The sequence below is a fragment of the Acinetobacter sp. ANC 3781 genome (assembly GCF_004331285.1).
GTDB lineage: Bacteria > Pseudomonadota > Gammaproteobacteria > Pseudomonadales > Moraxellaceae > Acinetobacter.
This window is the reverse complement of the sequence record NZ_SJOH01000007.1, coordinates 43,421-69,840: the sequence shown is the minus strand read 5'-3', so window position 1 is coordinate 69,840 and position 26,420 is coordinate 43,421. Positions and strand designations below refer to the sequence as shown.

General features: G+C 39.6%; 32 protein-coding genes. 21 read left to right on the top strand and 11 right to left on the bottom strand.

Annotated elements, in window-relative coordinates:
* The first annotated feature begins 133 nt into the window (after nt 1-133).
* A complete protein-coding gene (locus tag E0H89_RS06930) occupies nt 134-913 on the top strand; it encodes a Rossmann-like and DUF2520 domain-containing protein (RefSeq protein ID WP_131215797.1) in 780 nt (259 codons plus the stop codon).
* A gap of 54 nt (nt 914-967) precedes the next feature.
* A complete protein-coding gene (locus E0H89_RS06925; protein WP_131215795.1) occupies nt 968-1,642 on the top strand; it encodes a class I SAM-dependent methyltransferase in 675 nt (224 codons plus the stop codon).
* Nucleotides 1,643-1,702: 60 nt separating this feature from the next.
* Here E0H89_RS06925 and trmB read toward each other — a convergent pair whose 3' ends face one another.
* From trmB to E0H89_RS06910, 3 genes are all read right to left on the bottom strand, one after another.
* On the bottom strand, nt 1,703-2,419 hold the full coding sequence (gene trmB / locus E0H89_RS06920; RefSeq protein ID WP_131215793.1) for a tRNA (guanosine(46)-N7)-methyltransferase TrmB: 717 nt from the start codon (nt 2,417-2,419) through the stop codon (nt 1,703-1,705).
* Between the two features lie 222 nt (nt 2,420-2,641).
* The gene (locus tag E0H89_RS06915) at nt 2,642-3,070 is read right to left on the bottom strand and encodes an EamA family transporter (RefSeq protein ID WP_131215791.1); all 429 of its coding nucleotides are present in this window, start codon (nt 3,068-3,070) and stop codon (nt 2,642-2,644) included.
* A gap of 94 nt (nt 3,071-3,164) precedes the next feature.
* Nucleotides 3,165-4,613, bottom strand: a complete 1,449-nt coding sequence (locus E0H89_RS06910; RefSeq protein WP_131215958.1) for a SulP family inorganic anion transporter — start codon at nt 4,611-4,613, stop codon at nt 3,165-3,167.
* A gap of 234 nt (nt 4,614-4,847) precedes the next feature.
* On the opposite strand from E0H89_RS06910, the gene E0H89_RS06905 reads away from it, so the two are divergent.
* The 3 genes from E0H89_RS06905 (at nt 4,848) to E0H89_RS06895 (ending at nt 6,576) form a co-directional block, all read left to right on the top strand.
* Nucleotides 4,848-5,459 (top strand): glutathione binding-like protein, encoded by a 612-nt coding sequence (locus E0H89_RS06905; RefSeq protein WP_131215789.1) that lies wholly within the window; start codon nt 4,848-4,850, stop codon nt 5,457-5,459.
* Nucleotides 5,460-5,647: 188 nt separating this feature from the next.
* Entirely contained in the window at nt 5,648-6,229 is a 582-nt protein-coding gene (locus E0H89_RS06900; protein WP_131215787.1) for an NAD(P)H-dependent oxidoreductase, read from the top strand.
* Nucleotides 6,230-6,255: 26 nt separating this feature from the next.
* Nucleotides 6,256-6,576, top strand: a complete 321-nt coding sequence (locus E0H89_RS06895; RefSeq protein WP_131215785.1) for a putative quinol monooxygenase — start codon at nt 6,256-6,258, stop codon at nt 6,574-6,576.
* 396 nt (nt 6,577-6,972) lie between these two features.
* On the opposite strand, the gene E0H89_RS06890 is transcribed toward E0H89_RS06895, so the two are convergent.
* The 5 genes from E0H89_RS06890 to E0H89_RS06870 form a co-directional block, all read right to left on the bottom strand.
* Nucleotides 6,973-7,758: a thiazole synthase gene (locus tag E0H89_RS06890; protein ID WP_131215783.1), complete on the bottom strand. Its 786-nt coding sequence runs from the start codon at nt 7,756-7,758 to the stop codon at nt 6,973-6,975.
* A gap of 12 nt (nt 7,759-7,770) precedes the next feature.
* On the bottom strand, nt 7,771-7,968 hold the full coding sequence (gene thiS, locus E0H89_RS06885) for a sulfur carrier protein ThiS (RefSeq protein WP_131215780.1): 198 nt from the start codon (nt 7,966-7,968) through the stop codon (nt 7,771-7,773).
* 24 nt (nt 7,969-7,992) lie between these two features.
* Nucleotides 7,993-8,358 (bottom strand): DUF423 domain-containing protein, encoded by a 366-nt coding sequence (locus E0H89_RS06880; RefSeq protein ID WP_131215778.1) that lies wholly within the window; start codon nt 8,356-8,358, stop codon nt 7,993-7,995.
* A gap of 147 nt (nt 8,359-8,505) precedes the next feature.
* Nucleotides 8,506-9,375 carry an RNA polymerase sigma factor RpoH gene (gene rpoH / locus E0H89_RS06875; RefSeq protein ID WP_131215776.1) on the bottom strand — a complete coding sequence of 290 codons (870 nt, stop codon included), beginning with the start codon at nt 9,373-9,375 and terminating at the stop codon, nt 8,506-8,508.
* 136 nt (nt 9,376-9,511) lie between these two features.
* On the bottom strand, nt 9,512-9,745 hold the full coding sequence (locus tag E0H89_RS06870; protein WP_131215774.1) for a sulfurtransferase TusA family protein: 234 nt from the start codon (nt 9,743-9,745) through the stop codon (nt 9,512-9,514).
* 382 nt (nt 9,746-10,127) lie between these two features.
* Between E0H89_RS06870 and E0H89_RS06865 the strand changes: the two genes are divergently transcribed.
* On the top strand, nt 10,128-10,340 hold the full coding sequence (locus E0H89_RS06865) for a cold-shock protein (protein WP_004648643.1): 213 nt from the start codon (nt 10,128-10,130) through the stop codon (nt 10,338-10,340).
* A 98-nt stretch (nt 10,341-10,438) separates the two neighbouring features.
* Nucleotides 10,439-11,590 carry an ATP-dependent RNA helicase RhlB gene (gene rhlB, locus E0H89_RS06860; RefSeq protein WP_131215772.1) on the top strand — a complete coding sequence of 384 codons (1,152 nt, stop codon included), beginning with the start codon at nt 10,439-10,441 and terminating at the stop codon, nt 11,588-11,590.
* Nucleotides 11,591-11,711: 121 nt separating this feature from the next.
* Here the strand turns inward: rhlB and E0H89_RS06855 are convergent, their stop codons facing one another.
* Nucleotides 11,712-12,092, bottom strand: a complete 381-nt coding sequence (locus tag E0H89_RS06855; RefSeq protein WP_131215770.1) for a hypothetical protein — start codon at nt 12,090-12,092, stop codon at nt 11,712-11,714.
* 222 nt (nt 12,093-12,314) lie between these two features.
* On the opposite strand from E0H89_RS06855, the gene E0H89_RS06850 reads away from it, so the two are divergent.
* The 14 genes from E0H89_RS06850 to E0H89_RS06785 all read left to right on the top strand — a co-directional run bounded on the left by E0H89_RS06850 (nt 12,315) and on the right by E0H89_RS06785 (nt 25,541).
* Nucleotides 12,315-12,890: a nitroreductase family protein gene (locus E0H89_RS06850; protein ID WP_131215768.1), complete on the top strand. Its 576-nt coding sequence runs from the start codon at nt 12,315-12,317 to the stop codon at nt 12,888-12,890.
* Nucleotides 12,891-12,923: 33 nt separating this feature from the next.
* On the top strand, nt 12,924-13,997 hold the full coding sequence (locus E0H89_RS06845) for an NAD(P)H-dependent glycerol-3-phosphate dehydrogenase (RefSeq protein WP_131215766.1): 1,074 nt from the start codon (nt 12,924-12,926) through the stop codon (nt 13,995-13,997).
* Nucleotides 13,998-14,073: 76 nt separating this feature from the next.
* Entirely contained in the window at nt 14,074-14,529 is a 456-nt protein-coding gene (gene sixA, locus E0H89_RS06840; protein ID WP_131215764.1) for a phosphohistidine phosphatase SixA, read from the top strand.
* Nucleotides 14,530-14,559: 30 nt separating this feature from the next.
* A complete protein-coding gene (gspL, locus tag E0H89_RS06835) occupies nt 14,560-15,699 on the top strand; it encodes a type II secretion system protein GspL (protein ID WP_131215762.1) in 1,140 nt (379 codons plus the stop codon).
* Complete coding sequence (locus tag E0H89_RS06830; RefSeq protein WP_131215760.1) at nt 15,699-16,178, top strand: type II secretion system protein M; 480 nt, start codon at nt 15,699-15,701, stop codon at nt 16,176-16,178. Before gspL ends, E0H89_RS06830 begins: the two co-directional genes overlap by 1 nt.
* A gap of 90 nt (nt 16,179-16,268) precedes the next feature.
* On the top strand, nt 16,269-17,279 hold the full coding sequence (locus E0H89_RS06825) for a quinone-dependent dihydroorotate dehydrogenase (protein WP_131215758.1): 1,011 nt from the start codon (nt 16,269-16,271) through the stop codon (nt 17,277-17,279).
* Nucleotides 17,276-17,863 carry a CvpA family protein gene (locus E0H89_RS06820; protein ID WP_131215756.1) on the top strand — a complete coding sequence of 196 codons (588 nt, stop codon included), beginning with the start codon at nt 17,276-17,278 and terminating at the stop codon, nt 17,861-17,863. Before E0H89_RS06825 ends, E0H89_RS06820 begins: the two co-directional genes overlap by 4 nt.
* 24 nt (nt 17,864-17,887) lie before the next feature.
* Nucleotides 17,888-19,426: an amidophosphoribosyltransferase gene (gene purF, locus E0H89_RS06815; protein ID WP_131215754.1), complete on the top strand. Its 1,539-nt coding sequence runs from the start codon at nt 17,888-17,890 to the stop codon at nt 19,424-19,426.
* A 129-nt stretch (nt 19,427-19,555) separates the two neighbouring features.
* Nucleotides 19,556-21,406 (top strand): M48 family metalloprotease, encoded by a 1,851-nt coding sequence (locus tag E0H89_RS06810; protein WP_502698403.1) that lies wholly within the window; start codon nt 19,556-19,558, stop codon nt 21,404-21,406.
* 115 nt (nt 21,407-21,521) lie between these two features.
* Nucleotides 21,522-22,190 (top strand): hypothetical protein, encoded by a 669-nt coding sequence (locus E0H89_RS06805; protein WP_131215750.1) that lies wholly within the window; start codon nt 21,522-21,524, stop codon nt 22,188-22,190.
* Nucleotides 22,187-23,155 carry a 2-hydroxyacid dehydrogenase gene (locus E0H89_RS06800; protein ID WP_131215748.1) on the top strand — a complete coding sequence of 323 codons (969 nt, stop codon included), beginning with the start codon at nt 22,187-22,189 and terminating at the stop codon, nt 23,153-23,155. Before E0H89_RS06805 ends, E0H89_RS06800 begins: the two co-directional genes overlap by 4 nt.
* Before the next feature lie 86 nt (nt 23,156-23,241).
* Nucleotides 23,242-24,681 (top strand): M48 family metalloprotease, encoded by a 1,440-nt coding sequence (locus tag E0H89_RS06795; RefSeq protein ID WP_447053274.1) that lies wholly within the window; start codon nt 23,242-23,244, stop codon nt 24,679-24,681.
* Between the two features lie 46 nt (nt 24,682-24,727).
* Entirely contained in the window at nt 24,728-25,090 is a 363-nt protein-coding gene (locus E0H89_RS06790) for a GFA family protein (RefSeq protein ID WP_131215744.1), read from the top strand.
* Between the two features lie 88 nt (nt 25,091-25,178).
* Complete coding sequence (locus E0H89_RS06785) at nt 25,179-25,541, top strand: hypothetical protein (RefSeq protein WP_131215956.1); 363 nt, start codon at nt 25,179-25,181, stop codon at nt 25,539-25,541.
* Between the two features lie 68 nt (nt 25,542-25,609).
* On the opposite strand, the gene E0H89_RS06780 is transcribed toward E0H89_RS06785, so the two are convergent.
* Nucleotides 25,610-26,056 carry a GatB/YqeY domain-containing protein gene (locus tag E0H89_RS06780; protein ID WP_131215742.1) on the bottom strand — a complete coding sequence of 149 codons (447 nt, stop codon included), beginning with the start codon at nt 26,054-26,056 and terminating at the stop codon, nt 25,610-25,612.
* 34 nt (nt 26,057-26,090) lie between these two features.
* On the bottom strand, nt 26,091-26,306 hold the full coding sequence (rpsU, locus tag E0H89_RS06775; protein ID WP_001136722.1) for a 30S ribosomal protein S21: 216 nt from the start codon (nt 26,304-26,306) through the stop codon (nt 26,091-26,093).
* Nucleotides 26,307-26,420 lie beyond the last annotated feature (114 nt).

The following is a 26,420-nucleotide window of genomic DNA, read 5'->3' as shown; positions in this document are numbered from 1 at the left end:
AAAGGAGGGTATCTGATTTGTTTGATTTTTTTTAACTTAATCAAAGATATCACTGAGTATTTAAAAAAGGACTAATTGATTCGTCCTTTTTTTATTGGCATGCTGTGGTGAATTGGAAATTGTGAACAGATATATGCGTATTAGTTTGATTGGGGCGGGACGGGTTGCCCATCATTTGGCTCATGCCTTAAGTCAGTATCATCAAATCATGCAAATCTATAGTCGCAGTTTCGAGCCTGCACAAACCTTAGCTGCTCAAGTCGGTGCAACTGCAGCGGCGAAGATCTCCGAAATAAATCCTGAGATTGATTTGGTGATCATTGCGGTAAGTGATCAGGCGATTGCGTCCATCATTGCAGAGACTCATCAACACTTAGCTGATGTTTTGATTGTACATACTTCAGGTAGTACCGATATTGAAGTCTTGGCAAAAACCCATGCACGTGCTGGTGTGTTTTATCCTTTACAAACCTTTAGTCTGGATCGGGAAATTCCTTGGTCAGATACACCCTTATTTGTAGAAGCCAAGTCTGAAGTGGATCTGGTTTTATTAAGCCAATTGGCCAATCAATTGAGTAGTCGAGTTTATCAATATACATCGGCACAACGCTTAAGCCTGCATCTGGCTGCGGTATTTGCCTGCAATTTCAGCAATTATTGTTATGACATGGCGAAGCAGGTGGTAGATGCACAACAGGTCGATTTTTCTTTGCTTTATCCACTGATTTTAGAAACAACCAATAAAGCTGTACAGCATGATCCTAAACAGATGCAGACTGGACCTGCAATGCGAGGGGATCAAAATATCTTGAATATGCATCAACAGATGCTACAAGATGCAAATCGGGATGATTTAAAAAATATTTATAGGTTGATGAGCCAGCATATTTTGCAATCGCATCAGCAAAAATAGTGGTTTAAAATTAAATCAATATACTTGAAGAATAAATAAGACAAGGATGTATTTATGGCAAAGGATTTTAACAGCCAATATGTAGTCGATGGTTATGATGAACATATCCGTAAATTAATTCCTGGCTATGAAGTGGTTCATCAGCAAATTCAAGCCTTGTTAAAAACCTATGCTGATGAATATGCACATGTGCTCATTGTAGGTTGTGGTACCGGCTATGAACTGGGACATTTAGTACGATTATTTCCAGACTGGACATTTACTGCAACAGAGCTGTCGGAAACCATGCTGGATAAAGCCAGACAGCATATCCATTCTTTAAACGCATCACATCGGGTGGAGTTTGTGTTGGGAGATGTAGACCAGTTAAAAACAGGTCAAACATACGACGCTGTGCTTTCTATTCTGGTCACGCATTTTGTGAATTATTTAGATAAGCCCAAGTTCTTTAAAGCGATTTACTCACGTTTAAAACCTCAAGGACTATTCATTACGTTTGATTTAACCCGAATCAAATCCGATCAGGAATTGGAAATACTGAAGCATATCTCTCAGGCAAATGGCTTAACGACTTCGCAAGCTGCTGCAATGATTGATCGTTTGGAAGATGATTTTTATCCGCTGTCGGAACAGGAAATATTGGAGCAATTGAAATTGAGTGGATTTGATTCGGTAGAACGCTTTACCCAAATTTTATCTTATCAAGGTTATCTGGCGATAAAAGCTTAAAGTCTAAGCATAAAAATGGCTCATACATTGATGAGCCATTTTTTAAGGTGCTGGTTAACGTTATTTAATTTTCTTGAACAGGAAGTCGTTAATTTTATGACCTTCCTCAATCCCGCGACGTTCAAACTTGGTTTGTGGGCGCCAGGCAGGACGAGGGTAACTGTTGCCTTTACCTGCCATATTTTCAAGGTTCGGACGGTTATCCAATACATCTAGCATCCATTCAGCATAGGGTTCCCAGTCTGTAGCCGAGTGAAATGTACCACCCATTTCCAGTTTTTGTTCAACCAGTGGCATACGGTCATGTGATACAAAACGACGTTTGAAATGACGTTTCTTTTGCCATGGGTCTGGGAAATAAAGCTGTACCGCATTAATGCTGTTGTCAGGCATTTCACGAAGCACTTGAATGGCATCGGCATCGAGTAAACGCAAGTTGGTTATACCTGCCATACCTGCTTCATATACACATTGTGCGATACCGGGAACATGTACTTCAATACCGACATAGTTACGTTCAGGATTGGCTTTTGCCATAAGTACCAGTGAACGGCCCATACCAAAACCAATTTCAACTGTTAAAGGGCGTTCTGGATGTTCAAACTGTTGACGTAAGTCACCCACCGGATATTCCAAAATTAGGTGACCATATTGTTCAAGCGCAGTACGTTGAGAGGTATTTAGCGGAGATGAACGACGCATAAAAGTGACAATTTCGCGATGTTCATTCAAGTTGTCCAGCTCGACGACTTGCGGGTCTAATTGATCGTTCGACATAACTTTGGCAAATGTAAAAAATTTGAATGCGGTATTTTAAGTCCTGAGCCTAACAAGTCAAACTTTTTCATTTTTAAGATGCGGTAAAGACAGCAGAGTCATGCTGTTATTGCGTCATTATTTGCTGAAATAGAAGTTGAGACCTAACAAATAACAGGGTTAAGTTGTGTAGGGATTGCTTTATAAAAAATATTGGCTTAGACGATGTTGAAGGGAATTAAATTACTTTAAGGCAATGGTCAGTACGCCGAAAGCAATCAGGACAATACCCAAGTATTCTTGCAGGCTTGGGCGTTCACCTAAAAAAACTACAGCAAATAGGGTGACTAAAACCACACTGAGTTTATCAATTGGAGCCACTTGTGAGGCTTGACCGAGTTGTAAGGCCCGAAAATAACACAGCCATGAGGCACCGGTTGCTAAAGCTGACAAAGTTAAAAACAACCAGGTTTTGCCTGAAAGCAACAAGGGATTCTGCCATTTTCCTAATCCCCACACCACTAAACTTAATACAAATACAATAATGACCGTACGAATGAGTGTGGCCAGGTCGGAGTTTACCTGTCGCAAACCTACTTTAGCAAAAATAGCAGTTAAGGCTGCGAAACAGGCAGACAATATCGCCCACATAAACCAGTGATTTGTATTCATAGTGCTCCCTATATTCTTTTAGTTTTGGGCTGCTATCATTTCGGAAATCTATTCACGACAGCAACCATGATCTCACTTTTATTTTAATCAAAAGTTACAGCGGATTATAGCGATCAATTAATGTATTGCTGGCTTCATTTAACCCGACAACTTTTACTTCAATATTTTGATCTTTAAATTTCTGTACCACACTGTTCAGCATGTTGACTGAAGTAATATCCCAAACATGGGCATGAGTAAGATCAATCTCAACCTTGGAAATGATTTCTCTAAAATCAAAGAACTGGAAAAACTTGTCTGAACTGCTAAAGAAAATTTGTCCAGAAATTACATATTGGCGCGTATTAGAGTTTAAGAGCGTAGAGCGAACCTTGACTTCACTTTCGAGTTTATTGACTAAAAATAAAGCCGAAAGTAACACCCCGACAAAGACACCCAGCGCAAGGTTATGGGTGGCTAAAACAATAATGACAACAGCCAGCATCACAATATTGCTTTGCTTCGGATGTTTTTGGAAATTGCGGACTGAATCCCAGTTAAAGGTGGTGAAAGCTACCATAATCATAATGGCAACTAGTGCTGCCATCGGAATATACGCCAGCCAATCTTTAAGAAACACCACCAAGCACAGTAAAAATACACCTGCAACCAAGGTTGATAAACGTGTACGTGCACCTGACGATACGTTAATAATGGATTGACCAATCATGGCACAACCCGCCATGCCGCCCATAAAACCACTGACGATATTGGCATAACCTTGACCGCGACATTCCTGATGACGGTCGCCTTCAGTGTCGGTGACTTCATTCACAACGGTCGTGGTCATCATGGTTTCTAATAAACCAACTGTAGCTAAAGTGATGGAGTAGGGAAAAATAATGGCTAAAGTTTCAAAGTTGAGTGGAATTTCAGGAATCAGGAAAATGGGAAGCGTATCTGGGAAATGCCCTAAATCGCTGACTGTACGCATATCACCGCCGAAAAATAAGGCAAGTAGACTGAGTAGAACAATACAAATCAGCGGAGAGGGAATAAGTTTGCCAACTCTTGGTAAATAAGGAAAAAGATAAATTACAGCCAAGCCTAGAGCTACAAATAAATAGCCTAAGCTATCCATCTTGATTAACTCAGGAAGTTGAGCCACAAAGATTAAAATTGCCAAGGCATTTAAAAACCCATACACCACGGACTGCGAAACGAAGCGCATTAATTTGGCGACTTTAAAATAGCCTGCAATCACCTGAATGATACCGGTCAAAATAGTTGCTGCTAATAAGTACTGCAAGCCATGTTCTTTGACCAACGTAATCATCAGCAAAGCTAGCGCACCAGTAGCCGCAGAAATCATGGCAGGGCGACCGCCAAAGAAAGCAATGGTGACGGCTATACAAAATGATGCATATAGACCGACTTGCGGGTCAACACCGGCGATGGCTGAAAAGGCAATCGACTCGGGGATCAAGGCTAAACCCACGACCAAACCTGCTAATACATCGGTGCGGATATTGGAAAACCATTCTTCTTTTTTAAGGCTAATCACTACGTTAATTTTCATCAAACTTTAAAGCTGGATATGTTAAAACAGTTTTATAGAAAAAAGCAGATTAGATTGATGTGAAAAATATTGACTTGAAAAAGACAGCATTTTAGACAATATTCTAAAGGTAAAGGTTTTTTACGCATTGATGCTTTTTTGCAATTTACAGGTACGATCACTTGAAAGTTTGTTAGAAGAGATTTAAAACAGTTAATAGTTAAATAACAAGGATCAGATATGAAGCTCTATTATGCCCCGGGCGCGTGTTCACTAGCATCACATATTATTTTAAATGAAATTAATGTCGATTTTGATTTAGAACGTGTAAATTTAAAAACCCATACAACAGAAAAAGGTGCTGACTATTACGCAATTAATCCGAAGGGCTATGTTCCAGCTTTAGAAATTAATCCAGGCTTGATTCTGACTGAAAATGTGGCAATTTTACCGTTCCTTGCACAGCATGATCCCAAACAAGATTTAATTCCGCCATCAGGTTTAGGGCGTGCCAAAGTTCTTGAATGGCTGGGGTACTTGAACTCTGAATTACATGATGCTTATGCGGTATTTTTCGGTGCGCCCTTGTCGGATGAAGCAAAAGAAAAAGCCTATGCTGAAATTGATCGTTTACTTACCTATATTGAAAAAACCATTGCCGAGTCAGATAACGACTATTTAGTAGATGATAATTTTGGCCCGGCAGATGCCTATCTCTTTGTATTAACAAACTGGTCGAATGGTATTGGGCATGATCTAACCCCTTATAACCATATTATTGCCTTGCGTAATAAAGTGGCGGAACGCCAGTCGGTACAAATCGCGATGCGTGATGAAGGGCTAATTCCTTAATTTTTTTGTCTTGATTTAAAAAAGCACCTGAGGGTGCTTTTTTTGGGGTTTTAAAATTGTGAAATATTGAATGATTAAAGAGTTCTATTATTGATTTTTTATCAATAGTGTTTTGCAAACTCATGAATTTTTATCAATAAGATATTTGAGTATATTGGCCACTGTAAATAAATCCTTAAAGGTAAATGATGAGTAATATCCTGATTGTGAATGGTGCCAAGCAATTTGCACACTCAAATGGCGAGTTAAATGATACTTTAACCGAGTTAGCAAATGCTGTGCTCGGTGAACTGCGTCATACCGTTAAAATTTCTCGTGCAGATAGCGATTATGAAATTCAGGAAGAAATTCAAAAATATGTATGGGCTGATGTCATTATTTATCAAATGCCTGGCTGGTGGATGGGTGCACCTTGGACAGTCAAAAAATATATTGATGATATTTTTACAGAAGGACATGGCACTCTATATGCCAGTGATGGTCGATCCCGGTCGGATGCATCGAAAAAATATGGTTCAGGTGGTCTCATTCACGATAAAAAGTACATGTTATCGTTAACGTGGAATGCGCCCATGGAAGCTTTTAATGATGCTGATCAATTTTTTCATGGTGTTGGGGTTGATGGTGTATATCTGCCATTTCATAAAGCCAATCAATTTTTAGGAATGAAAAGTTTAGACACCTTCATCGTAAATGATGTAATAAAAATGCCGGATGTCGCTGAATATGAACGTAAATATCGGCAGCATTTAATGGATGTTTTTGCTTAATAGAAGTGGTGTTTAAGGAGCAAACTATGTTAGTTGTTATTGCAGATATCCAGATTCGATCAGGTGCTCAACATCGTGAAAACGTGTTAAATGCATTTAGAAAAATAACACCTGCGGTTTTACAAGAAGATGGGTGTTACGGCTATGAGTTACTGGTAGATCATGAATCGGATGCTGATTATCAAACTAAAGTACCTGATGCAATTACCATGTTGGAGCATTGGGAAAGTATTGAGCACTTGAATGCTCATTTACAAACCCCTCATATGCAAGCTTATCAGCAACAAGTTAAAGATGATGTGCTGAATGTTAAAATCCGGATTATGCACAAGGGTTTAATGATTTAGCGATATTCTTGAAAGATAGAGTTCTTTTGAGTAATACCAGTTAGTTAAGGAATTGACTGGTATTTTTGATTTAAATTCATCATATTATTTGATACGCAGAAATGACATTCGCAACTATTTGAGGTGGGAGGGAATTAAAGAATTACTGTTTCTGCGATGAATTTGCTACTCGATGGTGGTGGACGAGTTTTGCGATGAGGTGCGCTGCACCGCAAGAGGCTTTTCTTGCGAAGCTTTACTTCTCTTTTGGCTAAACAAAAGAACTGACGAACTCCAAATGTTTGATTTAAAAAGATAAGAACCCGCTGTGAATAACTCAAAAGTTAAGGAGTTTATGGTCGAACCCCTTAACTGATCAGCATTACTCTTGTTGAGCCCTTTTTAAGGTTTTTAACTTTATTTAAAGAAATAACCGGTTTCAGGTGAACTTGCGTTTGCCATACGTTTACGTGGCATCCGACCCGCTAAAAATGCTTCGCGACCCGCTTCAACCGCTTTTTTCATCGCAGATGCCATTAAGATAGGGTTTTGTGCAGCCGCAATTGCGGTATTCATGAGTACGCCGTCGCAACCCAATTCCATGGCAATTGCAGCATCACTCGCTGTACCCACCCCGGCATCCACCAATACCGGAACTTTGGCATTTTCTTTAATAATAGAAATGGTGTGCGGATTCAAGATGCCTAAACCTGAGCCAATCAGGCTGCCTAAAGGCATAATCGCAACACAGCCCATGCTCTCTAACTCTTGCGCCACAATCGGATCATCCGAGGTGTAGACCATAATCTCAAAGCCATCGTCAATTAAGGTGCGAGCAGCTTTTAAAGTTTCGGTGATATTCGGATACAACGTTTTTTCATCACCTAGCACTTCCAGCTTAACCAGATTGTGACCATCCAATAGTTCACGCGCCAGCATACAGGTACGGATTGCACTGTTGCTATCAAAACAACCCGCTGTATTCGGCAGAATGGTATATTTTTCAGGTGGCAAAACAGAAAGTAAATTCGGCTGGTCAGGGTGCTGTCCAATGTTTACACGGCGGATGGCCACTGTAACAATTTCTGCACCGCTGGCTTGAATGGCTAAATCGGTTTCAGTTAAATCTTTATATTTACCTGTACCGACCAATAGACGTGAATTAAAGGTACGTGAACCGATTATAAGCGGGGTATCTTCCATGGGAGCTCCGAATTAGCCGCCACCGACGGCATGAATAATTTCAATCTGATCTTCAGCGCAAATAGGGGTTTGTGCCAATTTGCTTTTGGAAATGATCATTTCATTCTGTTCTACAGCAAAGCGTTTGCCTTCCAAGGCCAATTCTTGAATCAATTCCAGTAAATTTGTACATGAGGTATTTTTTGATTCGCCATTTAAATAAATATGCATGCTTATTTTTCCTTTACCCTTACTTTATTTTGCGTATTTTAACGCATTCCACGCCAGTACTAGCCAGCCAGCAATCATTAAAGCGCCACCAATTGGTGTGATAGCCCCTAATACATGCGGTAAACCTAAAGCCATTATGTAGAGAGAGCCGCAGAAAAATAAAATACCGACTTGAATCAGGATAAAACTGGCTTTAATAGGCAGTTGAGGAATAATTTTACTGAGAATGGCGAGCGCCAAAAGTCCAAGGGCCTGATAGAAAAAATAATCAGTTGCGGTATGCCACCAAGCCAATTGAGCTTCGCTTGCATGCGCTTTTAAGCCATGCGCGCCAAATGCACCCAGCATGACTGCAAGTGCCAAGTTAAGGGCTGAAATTGCAATCCACATAAGCAATTATCACCTGAGTAAATTTGCGCCTAACTTAGCATATTTTAGTGTTTATACAAAAGCCCAAATGTGACAATACAAATGTTTAAGTATGAAAAAAGGGCACGCAGCCCTTTCTTTATCACAGAATAAAATCAGTCCGATATCCTAGTTAGAAGACATGGCAACTTTAATTTTTTCCATGGCATTTTTTTCTAACTGACGAATACGTTCAGCAGAGACATTATATTCAGCCGCCAACTCATGTAGCGTCGATTTTTCATCATCGAGCCAGCGACGCTGCAAAATGTTACGCGAACGGTCATCAAGCTGATCCATTGCGCTATGCAGGGCAGACGTACTTTGTTGCTCATAATCTTCTTCTTCCGCTAAGCGTGCGGGATCGTATCGATTATCTTCTAAATATAAAGCCGGTGCGACATGAGTTGAGCCTTCATCATCGTCATCACCCTGAGCTTCAAATGCTGCATCATAGGCGGTTAAACGACCTTCCATTTCCAAGACTTGTTCTGGTGTTACATTTAAGTCGTTAGCAATAGATTTTGCTTCTTCGAGAGTGAGCTTCTTACTCGATTTTTTTAGGCTACGTAAGTTAAAGAACAGTTTACGTTGTGCTTTAGTGGTCGCAATTTTAACAATACGCCAGTTACGAATCACATATTCATGAATTTCAGCTTTAATCCAATGTACGGCAAAAGAGACCAAACGCACACCCATATTCGGGTCAAAACGTTTAACCGCCTTCATTAGGCCCAGGTTGCCTTCTTGAATCAGGTCGCCCTGTGGTAGACCATAGCCTGCATAACTACGCGCAATATGAACGACAAAACGCAAATGAGACATGACCAGCATTTTTGCAGCGTCTAGATCTTGGTCGTAATAATAGCGTTCGGCTAACTCTTTTTCTTGATCAGCCGTTAAAATAGGAATCTGATTGACAGTACTTATATAAGCACCGAGATTTACCCCTGGCGCCGATAATGACAGGGGCATCAATTGATTGCTGCTGTCACTCATGTGTTCTCCTTCAGAATGGATGACATAACCACTTAAATTTTATCTTAATCCAATATTTTCCTGAAATAAGGAATATTGGGTAGAGAAATGTAATTTTTTATGCAAATTTGAAAAGCTCTAGTTTAATTGAAAATAATTAAGATTCAATTAAGTAGTGATATTCAAAATCAGTTATTTTAGTCATAGTGCATTTTAATTGATGTATTTGGCAATAACGGACTACATCTTGCTGACTATGCGGATCTGAAGATTTTAATAAAAACAGATGCTCTGATTTATTTTTGATCGCTCGCTTAAGCATTAATAATGGCATGGGGCAGGGTTTAACCATCGCATCTATAATAATGGCTGTACTGGCTAGATCATTCATCTCATTTAATTTCTGATAATACGTTCTGAAATATTAGCAAATTTGGTGCCAAAATTAAATGAAATTATATAATCTCAACATAAAAACTACTGATATAAAATAGAGAAATAATTAGTAAAATAAAACTCAATCAAAAAGAAAATTATTCAAAAAAAACAGTATGAATTGTTATAAACCCATGATAAGCTCGTCGCGTATTCAACTTAATGACACACTTAATTTTGTCTTAAAGTTGAATATAGCAATGGATATAACCGGGATTTTGTTAATAGTAATACAGAATGATTACAAGCTTAGAAATAATAAATATTTTTAAACCTTGTTTACTCTGCTGTTTGCAACACCGGGTGGTCCTTCTATTAAATACAATGAGGATTAACTTATGACAGCTCGTGAACAAGGCGTAGTTAAATGGTTCAACGACACTAAAGGCTTCGGCTTTATTCAACGTAACGGCGGCGACGATGTATTCGTTCATTTCCGCGCTATCCAAGGTGACGGTCACCGTTCACTTCGTGACGGCCAACGTGTTGAATTCAGCGTAGTTAAAGGTCAAAAAGGCTTCCAAGCTGAAGAAGTACAACCTTTAGACTAATCGCCTGATTATTCATGAGAACGCCCCAATGTAATTTGGGGCGTTTTTGTTTATAATAGGCTATAATTTTCCTGAATATTAAGTTAGGGCACATTTATATGTCATCTGGTTTTGAAACCTTAAATTTACATCCGAAACTGAAACAGGCTATTGATGCTTTAGGTTTCAAAGAAATGACACCTATTCAGGAAAAGGTTTTGAAATTTACTTTGGCTGGGCATGATGCTATTGGGCGTGCGCAAACAGGTACCGGGAAAACAGCGGCTTTCTTGGTCAGTGTAATTAATGACTTGCTCAATAATCCGATTAAAGAACAACGCTATCGCGGTGAAGCACGCGCGCTCATTCTTGCGCCAACACGTGAGTTGGCTTTACAAATTGAAAGTGATGCTAAAGAGCTAACCAAATTTACCGATTTGCATGTGGTTACCCTATTGGGTGGGGTAGATTTTGATAAGCAAAAAGCACAATTGAATAAACAGTTTGTCGATATTATTGTGGCAACACCCGGTCGTTTAATTGACTTTGTTGAACAAAAAGAAGTCTGGTTGGATCAAATCGAATTTTTAGTCATTGATGAAGCAGACCGTATGCTTGATATGGGGTTTATTCCTTCAGTTAAACGGATTGTGCGTTATTCACCGCGTAAAGAACAACGTCAAACCCTCATGTTTTCTGCAACCTTTAGTTATGATGTTTTAAACTTGGCACAACAATGGCTGTTTGAACCCATCACTGTTGAAATTGAGCCAGAAAGGAAAACCAATGCAGATGTTGAGCAACGCGTTTATATGGTTGCGAAAACAGATAAGTATAAATTACTGGAAGAAATTTTACGTGATGAACCGATTGAAAAAGTCATGATTTTTGCTAATCGTCGTGACCAGGTACGTAAACTTTATGATCATTTAAAAAGAGATGGCTATAAAGTAGTTATGTTGTCTGGTGAAATTGCACAAGATAAGCGTACTAAAATGCTAGATCAATTTAAAAATGGTCAACATAATATTATGATTGCAACTGATGTTGCGGGTCGTGGTATTCATGTGGATGGTGTTTCACATGTGGTGAATTTTACTTTGCCTGAACAGTCGGATGATTATGTGCACCGTATTGGTCGTACCGGTCGTGCGGGTGCGCGTGGTGTAAGTATTAGTTTCCTATCTGAAGATGATGCGTTCTATCTTCCAGAGATTGAAAAAGCTATTGGTCAAAAATTACCTTTAACCCGTATGGAAGGTTATTGTTAATCTGGCATTAATTAAAATGTAAAATCAAAAGCCGCTTAAAATAAGCGGCTTTTGATTAGTGTATTAGTTAAAATATCATTGTTTGGGTGATACGATGAAATAGACTGATTCTCTAAGCAAATTAGTTTGCTCGGCAGCTAAAAGTGAGAACTGTTTGATAATCGTCATCACGAGCTAGGCTACCACTTTTACCCGCTAAAGTACCTAGAACACTGGTTGCAGCTTGAATCATTTGTCCTGTTTTTTCATCCACAACTCCTTTTAAAGCACCGTTGTATTCAGTTTTTTCATCAATGATGATCGCAGTGGCTTTTTTACCGCAGGTATTGTTGGCGGCAGTAATGGCATTATTTTTTGAAATGAGATTGGTTTTACCTACACCAGTCACTTCATATTGGTTATTTTGCTTTTGAATAGCCAATGAGTTGGTTGGGTTTGATGTACAGGCGCTTAGAATAATAGTTGCTGCAATTGTTGAAGTGAGTACCAAAACTTTATTCATTGTTTTCCCCAAGATCGTAAAGAATTAAAATTATTGGAACATAATTTTTTGAATGATTTTTGAAGGACTTGTATAAAATATGCAGTTTTATATGGTTACTCTGTGTTTACTCTACCTTTAAGACTGAAATGAAGAGGGAAGCATTGATTTAATACTCTAGAGTATCTGAATAAGAATATGCTAATCTTGATCAAATATTTTAGTACATAGATATAGAAGTTAATGACGGATTCAGCGGTAGATACGGTTCATCTTAATATTCATCAGCGTCAATCAATTGGTCATTTGGTTGAGCCTGCACCGAATGCGGCGCAGTTGGAAAAAGCCTTTCAGGCTGCATTGACAGCACCAGATCATCACCGCCTCAAACCGACTCGTTTTGTCGTCATTCCGAATGATCAGCGTGAAGCTTTTGGTGAATTGTTATCTCAAGCAATCGCAGATCTGGGTGAAACAGATCAGTCTCAGTTAGACCGTGTTAAAAACCATCCTTTTCGCGCCCCACTTTTGGTTTTAGCATTAACGGAATTTAAACCGCATCCGAAAGTTCCTGATTTTGAGCAAACCTTAAGTACCGGTGCAGCGATACAAAACTTTTTGCTCTCCTTGCAAGTTCAAGGTTTTTCGACCATTTGGCGAAGCGGTGCAGTGATTGAATCAAGGTTATTTAAGCAGGCTTTAGGTCTTGCAGCCGAAGATTTGATTTCTGGAATTATTTATATTGGAACAGCCGTAAAAGCGATTCCTGCACGTGCAGAAATAAATAGCCAAAATTATGTGAGTTATTGGAATAAATAACTTTATTGAATCATGAATTGAGATATAAAAATAATGTCAGAATTGAAATTTTCAGATCTTGTTCAACCGGTATCGGTAGATCAAAAAACAGCGTTACGGGTAACCGTTTTAGGGGGTGGCAGTTTTGGTACTGCCATGGCGAATACAGCTGTAAGAAATGGTTGTGATACCATGATCTGGATTCGTGACGAAGTAGCTGCCAATGAAATCAATCAAACCCATATCAATAAACGGTATTTGCCAGATTTTAATTTAGAATCAGGATTAAAGGCAGTAACGGATTTGGAAACTGCTATTTGTAATCGTGACATTATTCTAGTGGCGATTCCAAGTCATTCTTTTCGTGATGTACTCAAACAAATTAAGCCATTCATTACTTCACAGGCGGTCATATCCTTAACCAAAGGTATTGAGGCAAAAACCTTTAGTTTTATGAGTGATATTATTCGTGAAGAATTACCTGAAGTGCCTTATGGTGTACTTTCAGGGCCGAACCTAGCCAAAGAAATTATGGCAGGTCAGCCCGCAGGTACGGTGATTGCCAGTCAGTCCGAACTGGTACGTTATGCAGTACAGCAAGCCTTGCACAGTGCATTATTTCGTGTATTTGCAAGTGACGATGTTCATGGTGTGGAACTTGGCGGGGCATTAAAAAATATCTATGCCGTTGCAATGGGTATGGCTGCGGCTTATAAAGTCGGTGAAAATACCAAAAGTATGATTTTAACTCGTGCATTGGCTGAAATGAGCCGTTTTGCAGTGAAATTGGGAGCAAATCCACTGACGTTCCTCGGGTTGTCAGGGGTTGGTGATTTATTTGCGACTTGTAGCAGTCCACTAAGTCGTAATTACCAGGTTGGTTTTGCTTTGGGGTCAGGTAAAAGCTTGCAACAGGCGACTGAGGAATTGGGGCAGACGGCGGAAGGGATCAATACGATTATTCAGGTGCGCAGTCGTTCAGAAGAATTGGATGTATATATGCCGATTACCAGTGCTTTGTATGATGTGATTTTTGAAGGTGCACCGCCTTTAAGTATCGCACTTTCACTGATGAAAAATGGGCACCGTAGTGATGTGGAATTTGTTTTGCCACACCATGAAGTTTAATTTCAAATATTGGAATGAATGAGCTCTGTCATAAAGCTGGGTTATAATTGCTGCAGATGGAGAATAAGGAAATTTTATGCAACTCACTTTAGTCCGTCATGGTGAAGCTTCTCCTGCGGTCAATGGAAATGATGACAAACGTCCATTAACCAAGCGAGGGCACAAGCAGGCGCAACAAACAGCAACCTATTTAAAGGACATGATTAAACCCGATATATTTGTGGTGAGTCCTTTGGTGCGTGCTCAAGAAACTTTGGCGCATCTTCAACATTATTTTAATAATGTGCCTGTGCTGGTGTGTAATAAGATTAAACCTGAAGACGATGCGAAATCAGCAGTAGAATGGTTGGCCCAGTTGCCTTATGAGTCTATCGTAGTGGTATGTCATATGAATGTGGTGGCTCATATTTCATCGTTATTGACACTAGAGTCATTTAATCCATATGCTCTGGCTGAGGCGCGCATTTACGAACAAGCCGTCATTGCAGCTGGCTTGTCAACCCAATTAAAAAGTTTTATACCAAACACATAAAATATTAATTAAAACGGCAGAAAAACATTAATGTTGTATTTATGGATGCCTGAAGCCAATGGGGTTTGGCAATGGTCGACTGGAGAGAGCTGGTATCAAACCTCTAGTCTTGAACAATTGATTCAAGAAACCCAAACCTATCATGGTGAAGAAGCCGTGGTATTTTTTCCAAGCCGTGATGTGCAAATGGTGCAACAGACGTTAGCCAAATCACAATATAAAAAACTGGGTGTGGAAGGGGTTAAATATCTATTAGAAGAATTTGTGGTTTTGCCTATTGATGCAATGAAGGTATTGCATCATTTTCAAAATCCAGATCAGTTGTTTATTTTGGGTGTGGCAAATAATACAGTAGAAATGCTAAACCATACCTTGAGCTTGATTCCAGTTAAAGTCATTTCCCTGTTGCCTGATTTTCTGATTTTACCTAGCCCGGAAGCAGGGCAAACCGTCATTGCTCATGTTTCAGGAAAGTTGCTGGTGCGTGAAAAAGAATTTATAGGTAATTCGATTGATGATTTAGCTTTGTTTCTGGATTATCAGCCGCCAGGGCAGCGTTATAAAATTAGCAATTTTACTGCTGAACAAATGCAAAGCCTTGAAGCGATGGTCACACATGAGCAGATTGAATCTTTTCATTATGAATTGCCGGTCTTAAAAAAAGCCAAAGCTCATCCTTTTAATATCCTGCCGAAAGCTAAAAACAGTACTGGTGTAGGAGGCTATTGGAAGGCCTGTGCTGCTGTGTTGGTCGCAGCTTTAATGGTTCAATTTAGCTATGATGCAATGCGCTGGTATAAATATAAAAAGGTTGCAGATCAGACTGCAGTACAAGCAATCGATCAATATAAATACTGGTTTGGTCAGAGTAGCCGTGTGACTGAACAAAATTTAAAGAGCCAGTTTGAAAGTCATGTACGTTTGAATAAAAGTGCCAATACTCAAGCCTTGCAATTACTCAGTCGGGTGGGGCCGGTTTTAATGCAGAATCAAATTGTGGCAAATCGTATCAATTACGATGCTTCAGTTCTAAATATGGAACTAAAAGCCAATTCTGCTACGGCGTTGCAAACGTTAACGCAACAACTGAATCAGCAAGGATTTAAAATTGAATTGGGCAATATCCAGCCGAATGGCACCGGTGTAATTGGATTGGTGAAAATACAATAATGACTACATCAGAAAGACTGCAAAGCTCTATTGATCAATCTATAGAGAAAATAACCGATTATTTAGATCGGTTGTCTGTACGTGAACGCTATATGGTGATTTTTACCACTATTTTTGTTGTGGTTGTCGCTATTGGTTCAACACTTTGGTTTATGCATGCAGCAGCAAATAAACAGCAAAACCGCGTTAATGATTTAAAAGACATGATGGTGTGGATGCAAAGCAATGCGGTGACTATGAAACCTGCTAATGATTTGCAGTTAACTGCGGCAGATAAAGTGCAACGTGTTGCCCAGCAGCAAGGATTATCGGTTGCATCTCAACAAGCAGGTGAACAAATTCAAATTTTGGCATCACATGAAAATTACGCCATTTTGGCAAATTTTTTAACCCAACTCGCTCAAATGGGACTAAGTCTTGAAAAAATAGAATTAATTTCTGAGGCAGGTCAGATTAAATTAACAGCGATAGTGCAATAATGAGTAAAAATAAAGATCCGCTAAGCATGGCGTTTTCCATGGGCTATGCCTATAATATGGCGACTTAAAAAGCAGTAGACTTTTACAGATATGTTGTATTCTCTTGTCCGCCCTTTGTTGTTTTCTTTAGCACCAGAGCGTGCACATGAGCTGACACTATCGTTATTGAAATCAGCTCATCGCATGGGCATGATGCGTCAAAGCATTGCCTCTAAACCAGTGACTTGTATGGGGATTCAATTTCCCAATCCGGTAGGTTTGGCTGCCGGTTTAGACAAAAATGGCGCTTATATTGATGCCTTGGCTAGACTGGGCTTTGGTTTTATTGAAATTGGAACCATTACCCCGCGTCCACAAGCAGGCAATCCGCATCCTCGTTTATTCCGTTTACCTGAAGCCAAAGCCATTATTAATCGGATGGGGTTTAATAATGATGGTGTAGATAAACTGATTGAAAATGTCAAAGCCGCAAAATTCAAAGGCATTTTGGGGATTAATATTGGTAAAAATGCCGATACTCCTGTTGAAAATGCAGTCGATGATTATCTGATCTGTCTGGAAAAAGTTTATAATTACGCATCTTATGTGACGGTCAATATTTCATCGCCGAATACTAAGAATTTGCGCAGCTTACAAAGCGGTGATGCGCTGACAGAACTGTTGGAAATGTTAAGAAAGCGTCAGCTTGAACTGGCCGAAGAACATCAGCATTATGTACCTTTGGTGCTTAAAGTTGCGCCAGATTTAACGGTTGAAGATATCGAATTTATTGCAAAGCAATTGATCCAGTTTAAAATTGATGGTTTGATTGTGACTAATACAACTTTGTCACGTGAAGGTGTGGAAAATCTCAAGCACGGTAATGAAGCGGGTGGCTTGTCTGGTGCGCCAGTCTTTGAAAAAAGTACCGCTTGTCTTGCAGCATTTTCAAAAGCATTGAAAGGTCAAATTCCATTGATTGGTGTCGGCGGTATTTTGTCGGGTGAGCAGGCAGTTGCAAAACAAGCTGCCGGTGCAAGCCTTGTACAAATTTATAGTGGCCTCATATATACAGGTCCAACACTGGTTAAAGATTGTGTTGATGCGCTAAATACTCCATGAATACACTGGATATCTTCATACTGATTATTTTGCTCATTGGAGGGCTTAACGGTTTGCGAAAAGGATTGATTTCAGCCTTTGCGAACTTGGTAGGATGGATTTTTGCACTCATCATTGGTGCAAAATATGCAACCATTCTGGCACCTTCGATGGTCTCACTCAGTGCAGATCCAGTAGTACAAAAAATTGCAGCTTTTGCATTTATCGTATTGGTGATGGTGGTATTAACCTGGATTATTACTGCATTTCTCAACAAGATATTAAAGAGTCTAAAACTTGGCCCCCTCAACAGATTGGCAGGCGGTGCTTTTGGCTCTTTAAAGGGCTTAATGATTGTACTTATTACCATGCAAGGCATTGGTCCTTGGGTGGAAAGTTCTCCGCACTGGAAACAGTCTAAATTTGTACAACTTCTTATCCCTTACGCACCATGGGCCGCCGAGCTTTCCAAAGAAGCTGCGCATGGAGCGCTCAATCATATCAAGTCCGATGAAGGTGCGCCGGCATCTTCCGACTCATCGTCTGATAAAACGCAGAAGCATGCAGCGCGTACAGATGAATCAACAAATAATCCTTTTTATTAATCCTAGCTTGTTTGCGAGGTTGCTATGTGTGGAGTAGTTGGTATAGCTGGTAAATCACCTGTTAACCAAATGTTGTTTGATGCATTAACGATGTTACAACATCGTGGTCAGGATGCAGCCGGAATAGTAACTTGTCATGAAGGGCGTTTGTTCCTGCGTAAAGACAACGGTATGGTACGAGACGTCTTTCATACGCGTCACATGCGTGCACTGCTAGGTAATTACGGTATTGGTCATGTGCGTTATCCAACAGCAGGTTCTTCAAGCAGTGCAGAAGCACAGCCATTTTATGTGAACTCGCCTTATGGGATTACCTTGGCGCATAACGGCAACTTGACCAACGCTGAAGAAATTCACGATGATTTGTTTAAAACAGATCTTCGTCATATGAATACCGATTCAGATTCTGAAGTTTTATTAAACGTTTTTGCACATGAAATGCAAAAAAGTCGCAAGCTTAATCCAACTTCAGAAGATATTTTCCAGGTAGTTTCACGGGTACATGAGCGTTGCAAAGGTGCTTATGGCGTTGTGGCAATGATCACCGGACATGGTCTGGTGGGCTTCCGTGACCCAAACGGTATTCGCCCACTGATTTATGGTTCGCGTGAAACTGAAAAAGGTATGGAATATATTATTGCTTCGGAATCAGTGGCAATTACTGCTTTAGGTTTTAAAGTTGAACGTGATATTGAGCCGGGTGAAGCAATTTTTATTACTTCAGAAGGGGAAATGTTTACCAAGCAATGTGCAGAAAATCCTGAATACCGCCCTTGTATTTTCGAATATGTGTATTTTGCACGACCAGATGCAATTATAGATGGCATTTCAGTTTATAAAGCACGTTTAAAAATGGGTGAAAAACTTGCCTATAAAATTTCGCGTGAGTGGGGTGAAGAACACGATATTGATGTGGTGATTCCAATTCCAGATACATCACGCACTTCAGCTTTAGAACTTGCCAATATCCTGGGTGTTAAATTCCGTGAAGGCTTTATGAAGAACCGTTATATCGGACGTACCTTCATTATGCCGGGTCAGAAACAGCGGGAAAAATCAGTTCGTCAAAAATTGAACCCAGTTGAACTTGAGTTTAAAGGCAAAAACGTTTTACTGGTGGATGACTCGATTGTTCGTGGTACAACCTGTAACGAGATTATTCAGATGGCTCGTGATGCTGGTGCGAAGAAGGTTTTCTTTGCTTCAGCTGCACCCATGGTGAAATATCCAAACGTTTACGGTATTGATATGCCTGCGAAAGATGAGTTAATTGCCTCTGGTCGCAGTGTGGAAGAAATCCGTGAAATTATTGGTGCTGATCGTTTGATTTTCCAAGACTTGGAAGACTTAAAAGGCGCTGTTCGTACCAGTAAAGTACCTGCACTGCAAGAATTTGATTGTTCGGTTTTTGATGGTGTGTACGTGGCAGGCGGAATTGATGCAGCTTATCTGGATGAACTTGAGCGTAAACGTAACGACTCTGCAAAAAAATCCATTGGTGGTTATATTGATGTAAACATTGATGCTGCATCAGTGGATCTTACTGGAGTGAAAGAAGAATAAAATTCTTCTTAATTCTATGAAAAGCGGGAATTTCCCGCTTTTTTAATTTATGATGAGTGAACAAATACAATGTAATAAAGGATCTTCACATTGAAGAGTGCGGGCTATTCTTTTATTCAAAACAAAAATATGGTTTGGTCTGCAAGTGTGTGCATGCTTGCGGTGTTGCTCACACTATTCATTTTAAATATCATTATGGGGTTGCTGGTATTTTATATTGATCATACCCAGTCCATATTCTGGCATGTTTTGAGTCCTTATTTAATCGTGCTGCTGCTTAGTGTGATGACGATTTCTGTCCTGTACGAGTTTTATGTATTACGTGCCGGTGGGCATTCGCTGGCAAAACAGTTAGGCGCGCGTCGCTTAAGCCTAATCGAAAGTATTCCTGAGGAAAGTGTTGCTCTTAAAATCACTGAACAGTTGGCAGATACCTTTTTAATTGAGACTCCAGCCGTATATGTGCTTCCCGGGGAAGTAGGCGTAAATGCACTCACCGCAGGTTTCTATCCGCGTGATATTGTGATTATTTTGACCTGGGGTGCATTACAAAATCTAGATGAATTAGAGCTTTATGGTTTATTAAGCCATGAGTTCAATAAAATTTTATCCGGTGAAACAGCAGAAAATACTCGTCTAAAAATTCTTTACAGCAGTCTGACGACTTTTAGCCAGTGGGGTAGTAAAATTGCAAAACTGGGTTTTACCAAGCATGGACAGGCGCATACGCATAAATTTGCGACTTTCTTTGTCGCGATGGGTGGTGTGATTTGGCTGATTGGAAGTCTCGGTGTTTTAATTACCCGTTTTATTAAATATATTTCATTGGGCGGACGGACATTTAAAAATGATCAAAAAACTAGGCGTTTAATTCAAAATGATGCCAATGTACAGACTTTACTTAGAATTTATGTGCATCATTCAGGATCACAAATTCACAGTGAATATGCTGAATCGATTTCACATATGTGTTTTGCCAACTCTCTGAGTCCGCAAAACTGGATGAATATTCATCCGAGTATTGAGCAACGTATTTATGAGCTAAACCCGGGTTTGGTGCAAGATTTACAACTTGAAAATTTAAAAAAAATACGTAATCAACCGCTATTTAGTTTGTTCCGGTCACTGGATGAAATGAACGGTGAAATATACTCACCGTGGAGTTCCCCACAACCGCTTCCACTGTTACGTTTATCACCCATTAGTTTTGCAATCAATGACGCGATTAAGCCTTTAAATCCGGCAATTCGAAATAATATGCGACGTCCTGAGTTAATACAACGGGCATTACAGACAGCGACGGGTTCGCGAGAAGTGATGGTGTCGATTTTAATGATTAGGCAGTATCGTGAATTTATTCCTGCAAATGCTGAAGTCAGTCGGGCGATTGTGGATTCATTGTTGAATTTGGATGGTCGAGTCCATATCTCTATTTTCTATGAAGCTTGTAAAAATATTGGAACAATGCCTGCTAGCATTGCGCGGCAATTTTTAATGAAATTGGCACGTATTATTCAAGAAGATGGTGAAATCGGTCTGCTAGATGCTTTGTTGCTTGAATACGTGAAATTTGAATTAAATCTTCTTCCATTACATACACCTACTTCCTTGGAAGAAGTGAAACCGCATATTGTGCGCCTGATTGATGCCTTATTGCATGTGCAGCAAATCAATAGCGTGAATCAACTGGATGTTCGTGAAAAGATTCTCAAGCGTGTATTAACTGCAAAAGAACTGGAAATGTACACCGAGATTTCTGATGAGCCAATTGATTTGGCAGAAATTTTAAATGATATTGCCGGTTTACTACTGCGTGATCGCTTGAGTATTTTAGGTATTGCAGAGCTTTGCTTGTGGAATGATCGTATTATCACGCAAGATGAACTGGATGTTTTACAATTGCTATATTGGCGTTTGGGTTTTGAAACGAATGAAATGGTTGAGCAAATGCAGAAAAAAAATAGTTTAATAATTGTATAAACTGGATGCGATAAAATTATAGATGGGTGATGATTAAACTAATCTGTAATAAAAGATCAGCAAAAGACAACTAATCTCGTTAGAATACCAAGCATTCAATGGGTGATGAAAAAAGATGATAGGGCATCAGCGTGACATACTGGCAACATTAGGAATCGATGTCTGGATTCCTAAGGGGGCTGCGTGTCAAGATATGCCATCCTCATCCATTTGGAGAGATCAGGCTGCACCCGAATATCTGACCGAGATTGTGGTTACGAGAGTTCAATCATCCATAGCCCCAGCGCCAAAGACTGAACAGCTTAAAACGCTTGATCGAACAGAACAGTTACCAACGCCACCGATAGCTGTCAAAGAAGTTCAGGCTGAAGTTGTAACTCAAGTTGTTGAAGAGCGAGCTGCACTACAGATTGAAGCTTTTCAATTACAGGCTTTTAGTTTGCCACATTGTATTATTGTGATTAATGCTACCGAACTGAGCGCTGAACAACAACAACTTTGGAATAATATTCAACAAGCCCTTCAAGCTGAATATTATGAATTGCAATGGCCATTTCCTTTAATCAATTTCCAGGATGGTCGTGGTGCTGAAAGCTATGTGCAGGGCTTTATAGATGCCATTAGTGCAGATAAAAATATTATTTTTTTAGGGCAACTCCCTTATTTTAATTATTCAAAAAGTATTCATTTAGCGGGCTTGCAAGAGATGTTAGATCAGCCCGTATTAAAAAAACGCTTATGGCAATTTATGCAAAAAAGTAACCAAAAAACGGATGCTACATGAAGAAGAAAGTTGTTGTTTTTAGTCAGTTAGATCAAGATATACTTCAACGTTTACAAGCTCAATATCAGGTTGAAGTCATTAATCCAAAACTGGGCGATGTTAACCAGCAGATCCGCGAACAGGTTAAAGATGCGGATGCCATGATTGGTGCAGGGCGCCTACTTAATGAAAGTAATTTGGCCACAGCACAGCAACTTAAAATTATTTCAAGTGTTAGTGTGGGGTATGACAACTATGATCTTGACTATCTAAATCAGAAAAAAATCTGGTTATCTAACACTCCTCATGTGCTTACGGAAACCACGGCTGATTTGGCTTTTACCTTGTTGATGAGTGCTGCGCGTAAAGTGCCTTATTTGGATCAATGGACCAAACAGGGCCAATGGAAACGTACCGTAGGTGAAGCTCAATTTGGACGAGATATTTTTGGTAAAACCTTAGGTATTATTGGTCTGGGTAACATTGGTGCTGCTATCGCCCGTCGTGGTTTTTATGGCTTTAATATGAATATTCTTTATCATAATCGACGTGAAAAGTTGGAATTGGCGCAGCCTTTAAATGCACGATATTGCGGTTTAGATGAATTATTACAACAATCAGATTTTATAGTGGTCGCTGTCGATTTAAATCCAGAATCTAAAGCCTTGATTGGTCAGCATGAGTTTGATCAAATGCAGCCACATACAGTATTTGTGAATATTGCACGTGGTTCTGTAGTGGATGAACAGGCTTTAATTGATACTTTAAAAGCAGGTAAAATTTTTGCTGCGGGTCTGGATGTATATTTGAAAGAGCCTTTACAGGAATCAGAGCTTTTTAATTTAGATAATGTTGTAACTTTGCCGCATGTGGGTTCTGCGACGGAGGAAACACGTAAAAAAATGGCTGAATTGGCTTATCGTAATTTGGTCGATGCACTAGAAGGACGAACCCCAGCTTATGTGGTGAATGCTTCATTTTCTTAAAGATTGATAACACTTCATTGCAAATCTCTTCAATTTTCAATGTTATAGTCAGATAAATTGAAAAAAAGCAGTTTGAGAATATAACATTGAAACGGTTTTTATGGGTTTGCAACATTACTTTGATTTCAGCAATGGCATTGACACACAGTGCTAATGTGAATTCCACACCCCAGTTTAATGTTCCAGAAATCGGCAGCGGAGTCGGTTTAATTGATCAACAAAAAGAAAAAATGATTGGCGAAAAAGTATTTCGTGAAGTTCAAAAACAAATGCCTGTGCTGCAAAATCCATGGTTAGAAGATCAATTGGTCAGTGTGTTTTCCCATATTTTAAGTCAAACCCAGCTTGGGCAACCTATTGGTTTAGTTATTATCAATGACCCTCAAATTAATGCTTTTGCTGTTCCCGGTGGATTATTTGCCATTAATACAGGGATGGTGACTTCTGCTCGAAATATGGATGAGGTGGCTGGAGTGATGGCGCATGAAGTTGCACATGTATCACAACGTCATTACAGTCGCTCTCAAGAAGCGTTTAAAGGGCAGGGTTTACTGACTTTGGCGGGACTTTTAGTGGGTGCTTTAGTTGCTTCGCAAGCGGATGGTGATGTGGGTACCGCGGTAATGTTGGGGTCGCAGGCCGCCTTAATGGATAAGCAGCTGAATTACAGTCGTAATCAAGAGCGTGAAGCAGACCGTATTGGGATGCAATATATGTATACAGCCGGTTATAACCCGCAAAGTATGGCTGACTTTTTTGAAGTGATGCACAGAGAAACCAGTAAAGTCAGTTTTTTACCTGACTTTTGGTTAACTCATCCACTAAGTACAGAACGGATGAGTGAGGCGCGATTACGGGCAAATCAGTTGCCTCGAGTTAAAACGAATTTGCGCGATGAAGATTTTGAAATACTGAAATTGTACAGCATGGTTGTTTCTAATCAGGCCACCGAACAACAATTACAGATTTTAGCCAATCGTAAAAGTTTCTCAGGGCAGTTGGCTTTATCTGCTTTTTATCTCAAACAGGGCGACTATGTTTTAGCACAGCAAGTTTTAGATCAGGCGAAGGTTCAGCAGCGCTTGAACAATCTATTGCTATTAATCCAAGCCGATATTTATCTGGGACAAAACAAAACCGATGAGGCCTATAAAGCAATTCAGTCTGCCGCGCGAATAATGCCTGAAAATCGGGCTTTGGCTTTTAAATTGGCTGAAGTATTGATTCGTCAAAAACAGCCTGCCCAAGCCTTAAACCTGATCCAGCGCTTTAGCAATAAAAACCCTCGCGATATCAACGCTTGGCGACTTATGCAGCAAGCCGCAAATATTGATCAGCAATCTCCGTTTAGAACGGTAAATGTATTGCGTTATCGTGCAGAGGTGGAATACTGGGCGGGCTGGGAAGAAAATGCAATTAAGTCGCTATTGCATGCACAGCGCTTGATTAAAAATAATGAAGTGTTATCTGAAAAAATAAAAATGCGGATTAATGAAATGCAAAAAGAACGACAGTTCAGAATTTAATTTAATCTTGTTATTTTGTAAGGATAATAAAAATAAGGAGTTAAGTATGTTAGAAGGACAATGCTTATGTAGTGCGGTGACTTACCGTTACCATGGAGAAATTGAAAAAACTATCATATGTTACTGCAAAGACTGTCAGATGGCTCAAGGCTCGATCTTTGGCTGGAACAGTCCTTTGCAGAAATCAAAATTTGAAATTACCAGTGGAATTAAATTTCTAAAAGAATATTTTCACACCCCTGATAAAGCCCGGGTATTTTGTCAGGAATGCGGAAGCCCTGTTTATTCTTATCGGATGGATTTGCCAGACATTATTCGTTTACGTTTAGGTACAGTGACTTCCGGGGAAATACCCGCACCTACGGAACAGGCTTATATCCAATATAAACCTTGTTTTTTTGCATATTGATGAATAAAATCTACAGTTGTAAGAGTTAAGCCTATGATAATATTGGATTGAATTTGTATTTCTAATAATGAACAGTATTAATTAAATGATGAAAAAAATATTATTTTCTTGTTTTCTAGTTGGTTGCACGGCATCAAATGTTGCCTTGGCAAGTGTCGAGCAATACGTGGCAGCCGTGGATAAAATTTCTGAACAATATAAGCAGGAAACCAGAAGCTTTTTTAGTAGTCTGGATGCGCAGCAAAGCAGTTTTACTTCACAGCAGCAAGCCCAATTCTGCGGAATTGTGGGTAATTATATAGAGCGTTTATATCAAGCGGCAGATCAAAACAGAGCGTCTTTAGATCGTCAGTTTAGACAAATGACCAAGCAGGACGTGATTCATCAAGTGATGGCATCAAAAGAAATGTTGATATTGAAAAAATATAATGTGCAGTGTGATTTGAAATAATAAGAGAATGTGTTTGAACTGTCTTGTAATTAAGGCAGTTCAACGATAAAGAAAATATAGAAGTGGGATTATGCAAGTTTGGCTTTAATTTTAGCTGAAACTTGTGCAGGATCGGCGCGCCCGGCTATGAGCGGACGCAGAGAATTCATCACCTTACCCATATCTTTCATGCTAGTAGCTTCTTGAGCAGTAATCGTCTGCGCAATGATAGAATCAAGCTCTTCCTCAGTCATAGCTTCTGGTAGAAATTGAGATAAAATCTCAAGTTCGGCTTGTTCTTTACTAGCTAAGTCTTGTCGGTTAGCGCCTTCAAAGGCTTTAACCGATTCTTTACGTTGTTTAATTTGCTTTTCAATGACCGCAAGAACTTGAGCGTCGCCAAGCTCTATGCGTTCATCGACTTCGATTTGCTTAATTGCTGCCTGTAGACCACGAATTACCGTTAACTTAGACATTTCTTTAGCACGCATAGTTGCTTTCAAAACATCGGTTATTTGGTTTTTTAAAGTAGTCATTTATTTAGTCCAGGCAGTCAATCACAAATTAATCTTAGTAAAGGCGAGTAGTACGTACTGATTCACGCGCCAATTTCTTTTGGTAGCGTTTAACAGCAGCAGCTTTTTTACGTTTACGTTCTTGAGTTGGTTTTTCATAGAATTCACGTTTACGAACGTCAGCTAAAACACCCGCTTTTTCGCATGAACGCTTGAAACGACGGATAGCTACGTCTACTGGTTCGCCTTCTTTCAATTTAACTTGTGGCATGAAGAATCCTCATTAAGTTATGGATAAGATCTAGGCTGTATTGCCTTGGATCACAAGTGAAGGACAGTATTTTACTCATTTACATCTCATATCACAAGTCTATAATAGCTTTAG

Coding starts and splice junctions, on each gene's coding strand:
- E0H89_RS06930 (WP_131215797.1), top strand. CDS start 134: ATGCGTATTAGTTTGATTGGGGCGGGACGGGTTGCCCATCATTTGGCT.
- E0H89_RS06925 (WP_131215795.1), top strand. CDS start 968: ATGGCAAAGGATTTTAACAGCCAATATGTAGTCGATGGTTATGATGAA.
- trmB (WP_131215793.1), bottom strand. CDS start 2,419: ATGTCGAACGATCAATTAGACCCGCAAGTCGTCGAGCTGGACAACTTG.
- E0H89_RS06915 (WP_131215791.1), bottom strand. CDS start 3,070: ATGAATACAAATCACTGGTTTATGTGGGCGATATTGTCTGCCTGTTTC.
- E0H89_RS06905 (WP_131215789.1), top strand. CDS start 4,848: ATGAAGCTCTATTATGCCCCGGGCGCGTGTTCACTAGCATCACATATT.
- E0H89_RS06900 (WP_131215787.1), top strand. CDS start 5,648: ATGAGTAATATCCTGATTGTGAATGGTGCCAAGCAATTTGCACACTCA.
- E0H89_RS06895 (WP_131215785.1), top strand. CDS start 6,256: ATGTTAGTTGTTATTGCAGATATCCAGATTCGATCAGGTGCTCAACAT.
- E0H89_RS06890 (WP_131215783.1), bottom strand. CDS start 7,758: ATGGAAGATACCCCGCTTATAATCGGTTCACGTACCTTTAATTCACGT.
- thiS (WP_131215780.1), bottom strand. CDS start 7,968: ATGCATATTTATTTAAATGGCGAATCAAAAAATACCTCATGTACAAAT.
- E0H89_RS06880 (WP_131215778.1), bottom strand. CDS start 8,358: ATGTGGATTGCAATTTCAGCCCTTAACTTGGCACTTGCAGTCATGCTG.
- rpoH (WP_131215776.1), bottom strand. CDS start 9,375: ATGAGTGACAGCAGCAATCAATTGATGCCCCTGTCATTATCGGCGCCA.
- E0H89_RS06870 (WP_131215774.1), bottom strand. CDS start 9,745: ATGAATGATCTAGCCAGTACAGCCATTATTATAGATGCGATGGTTAAA.
- E0H89_RS06865 (WP_004648643.1), top strand. CDS start 10,128: ATGACAGCTCGTGAACAAGGCGTAGTTAAATGGTTCAACGACACTAAA.
- rhlB (WP_131215772.1), top strand. CDS start 10,439: ATGTCATCTGGTTTTGAAACCTTAAATTTACATCCGAAACTGAAACAG.
- E0H89_RS06855 (WP_131215770.1), bottom strand. CDS start 12,092: ATGAATAAAGTTTTGGTACTCACTTCAACAATTGCAGCAACTATTATT.
- E0H89_RS06850 (WP_131215768.1), top strand. CDS start 12,315: ATGACGGATTCAGCGGTAGATACGGTTCATCTTAATATTCATCAGCGT.
- E0H89_RS06845 (WP_131215766.1), top strand. CDS start 12,924: ATGTCAGAATTGAAATTTTCAGATCTTGTTCAACCGGTATCGGTAGAT.
- sixA (WP_131215764.1), top strand. CDS start 14,074: ATGCAACTCACTTTAGTCCGTCATGGTGAAGCTTCTCCTGCGGTCAAT.
- gspL (WP_131215762.1), top strand. CDS start 14,560: ATGTTGTATTTATGGATGCCTGAAGCCAATGGGGTTTGGCAATGGTCG.
- E0H89_RS06830 (WP_131215760.1), top strand. CDS start 15,699: ATGACTACATCAGAAAGACTGCAAAGCTCTATTGATCAATCTATAGAG.
- E0H89_RS06825 (WP_131215758.1), top strand. CDS start 16,269: ATGTTGTATTCTCTTGTCCGCCCTTTGTTGTTTTCTTTAGCACCAGAG.
- E0H89_RS06820 (WP_131215756.1), top strand. CDS start 17,276: ATGAATACACTGGATATCTTCATACTGATTATTTTGCTCATTGGAGGG.
- purF (WP_131215754.1), top strand. CDS start 17,888: ATGTGTGGAGTAGTTGGTATAGCTGGTAAATCACCTGTTAACCAAATG.
- E0H89_RS06810 (WP_502698403.1), top strand. CDS start 19,556: ATGGTTTGGTCTGCAAGTGTGTGCATGCTTGCGGTGTTGCTCACACTA.
- E0H89_RS06805 (WP_131215750.1), top strand. CDS start 21,522: ATGATAGGGCATCAGCGTGACATACTGGCAACATTAGGAATCGATGTC.
- E0H89_RS06800 (WP_131215748.1), top strand. CDS start 22,187: ATGAAGAAGAAAGTTGTTGTTTTTAGTCAGTTAGATCAAGATATACTT.
- E0H89_RS06790 (WP_131215744.1), top strand. CDS start 24,728: ATGTTAGAAGGACAATGCTTATGTAGTGCGGTGACTTACCGTTACCAT.
- E0H89_RS06785 (WP_131215956.1), top strand. CDS start 25,179: ATGAAAAAAATATTATTTTCTTGTTTTCTAGTTGGTTGCACGGCATCA.
- E0H89_RS06780 (WP_131215742.1), bottom strand. CDS start 26,056: ATGACTACTTTAAAAAACCAAATAACCGATGTTTTGAAAGCAACTATG.
- rpsU (WP_001136722.1), bottom strand. CDS start 26,306: ATGCCACAAGTTAAATTGAAAGAAGGCGAACCAGTAGACGTAGCTATC.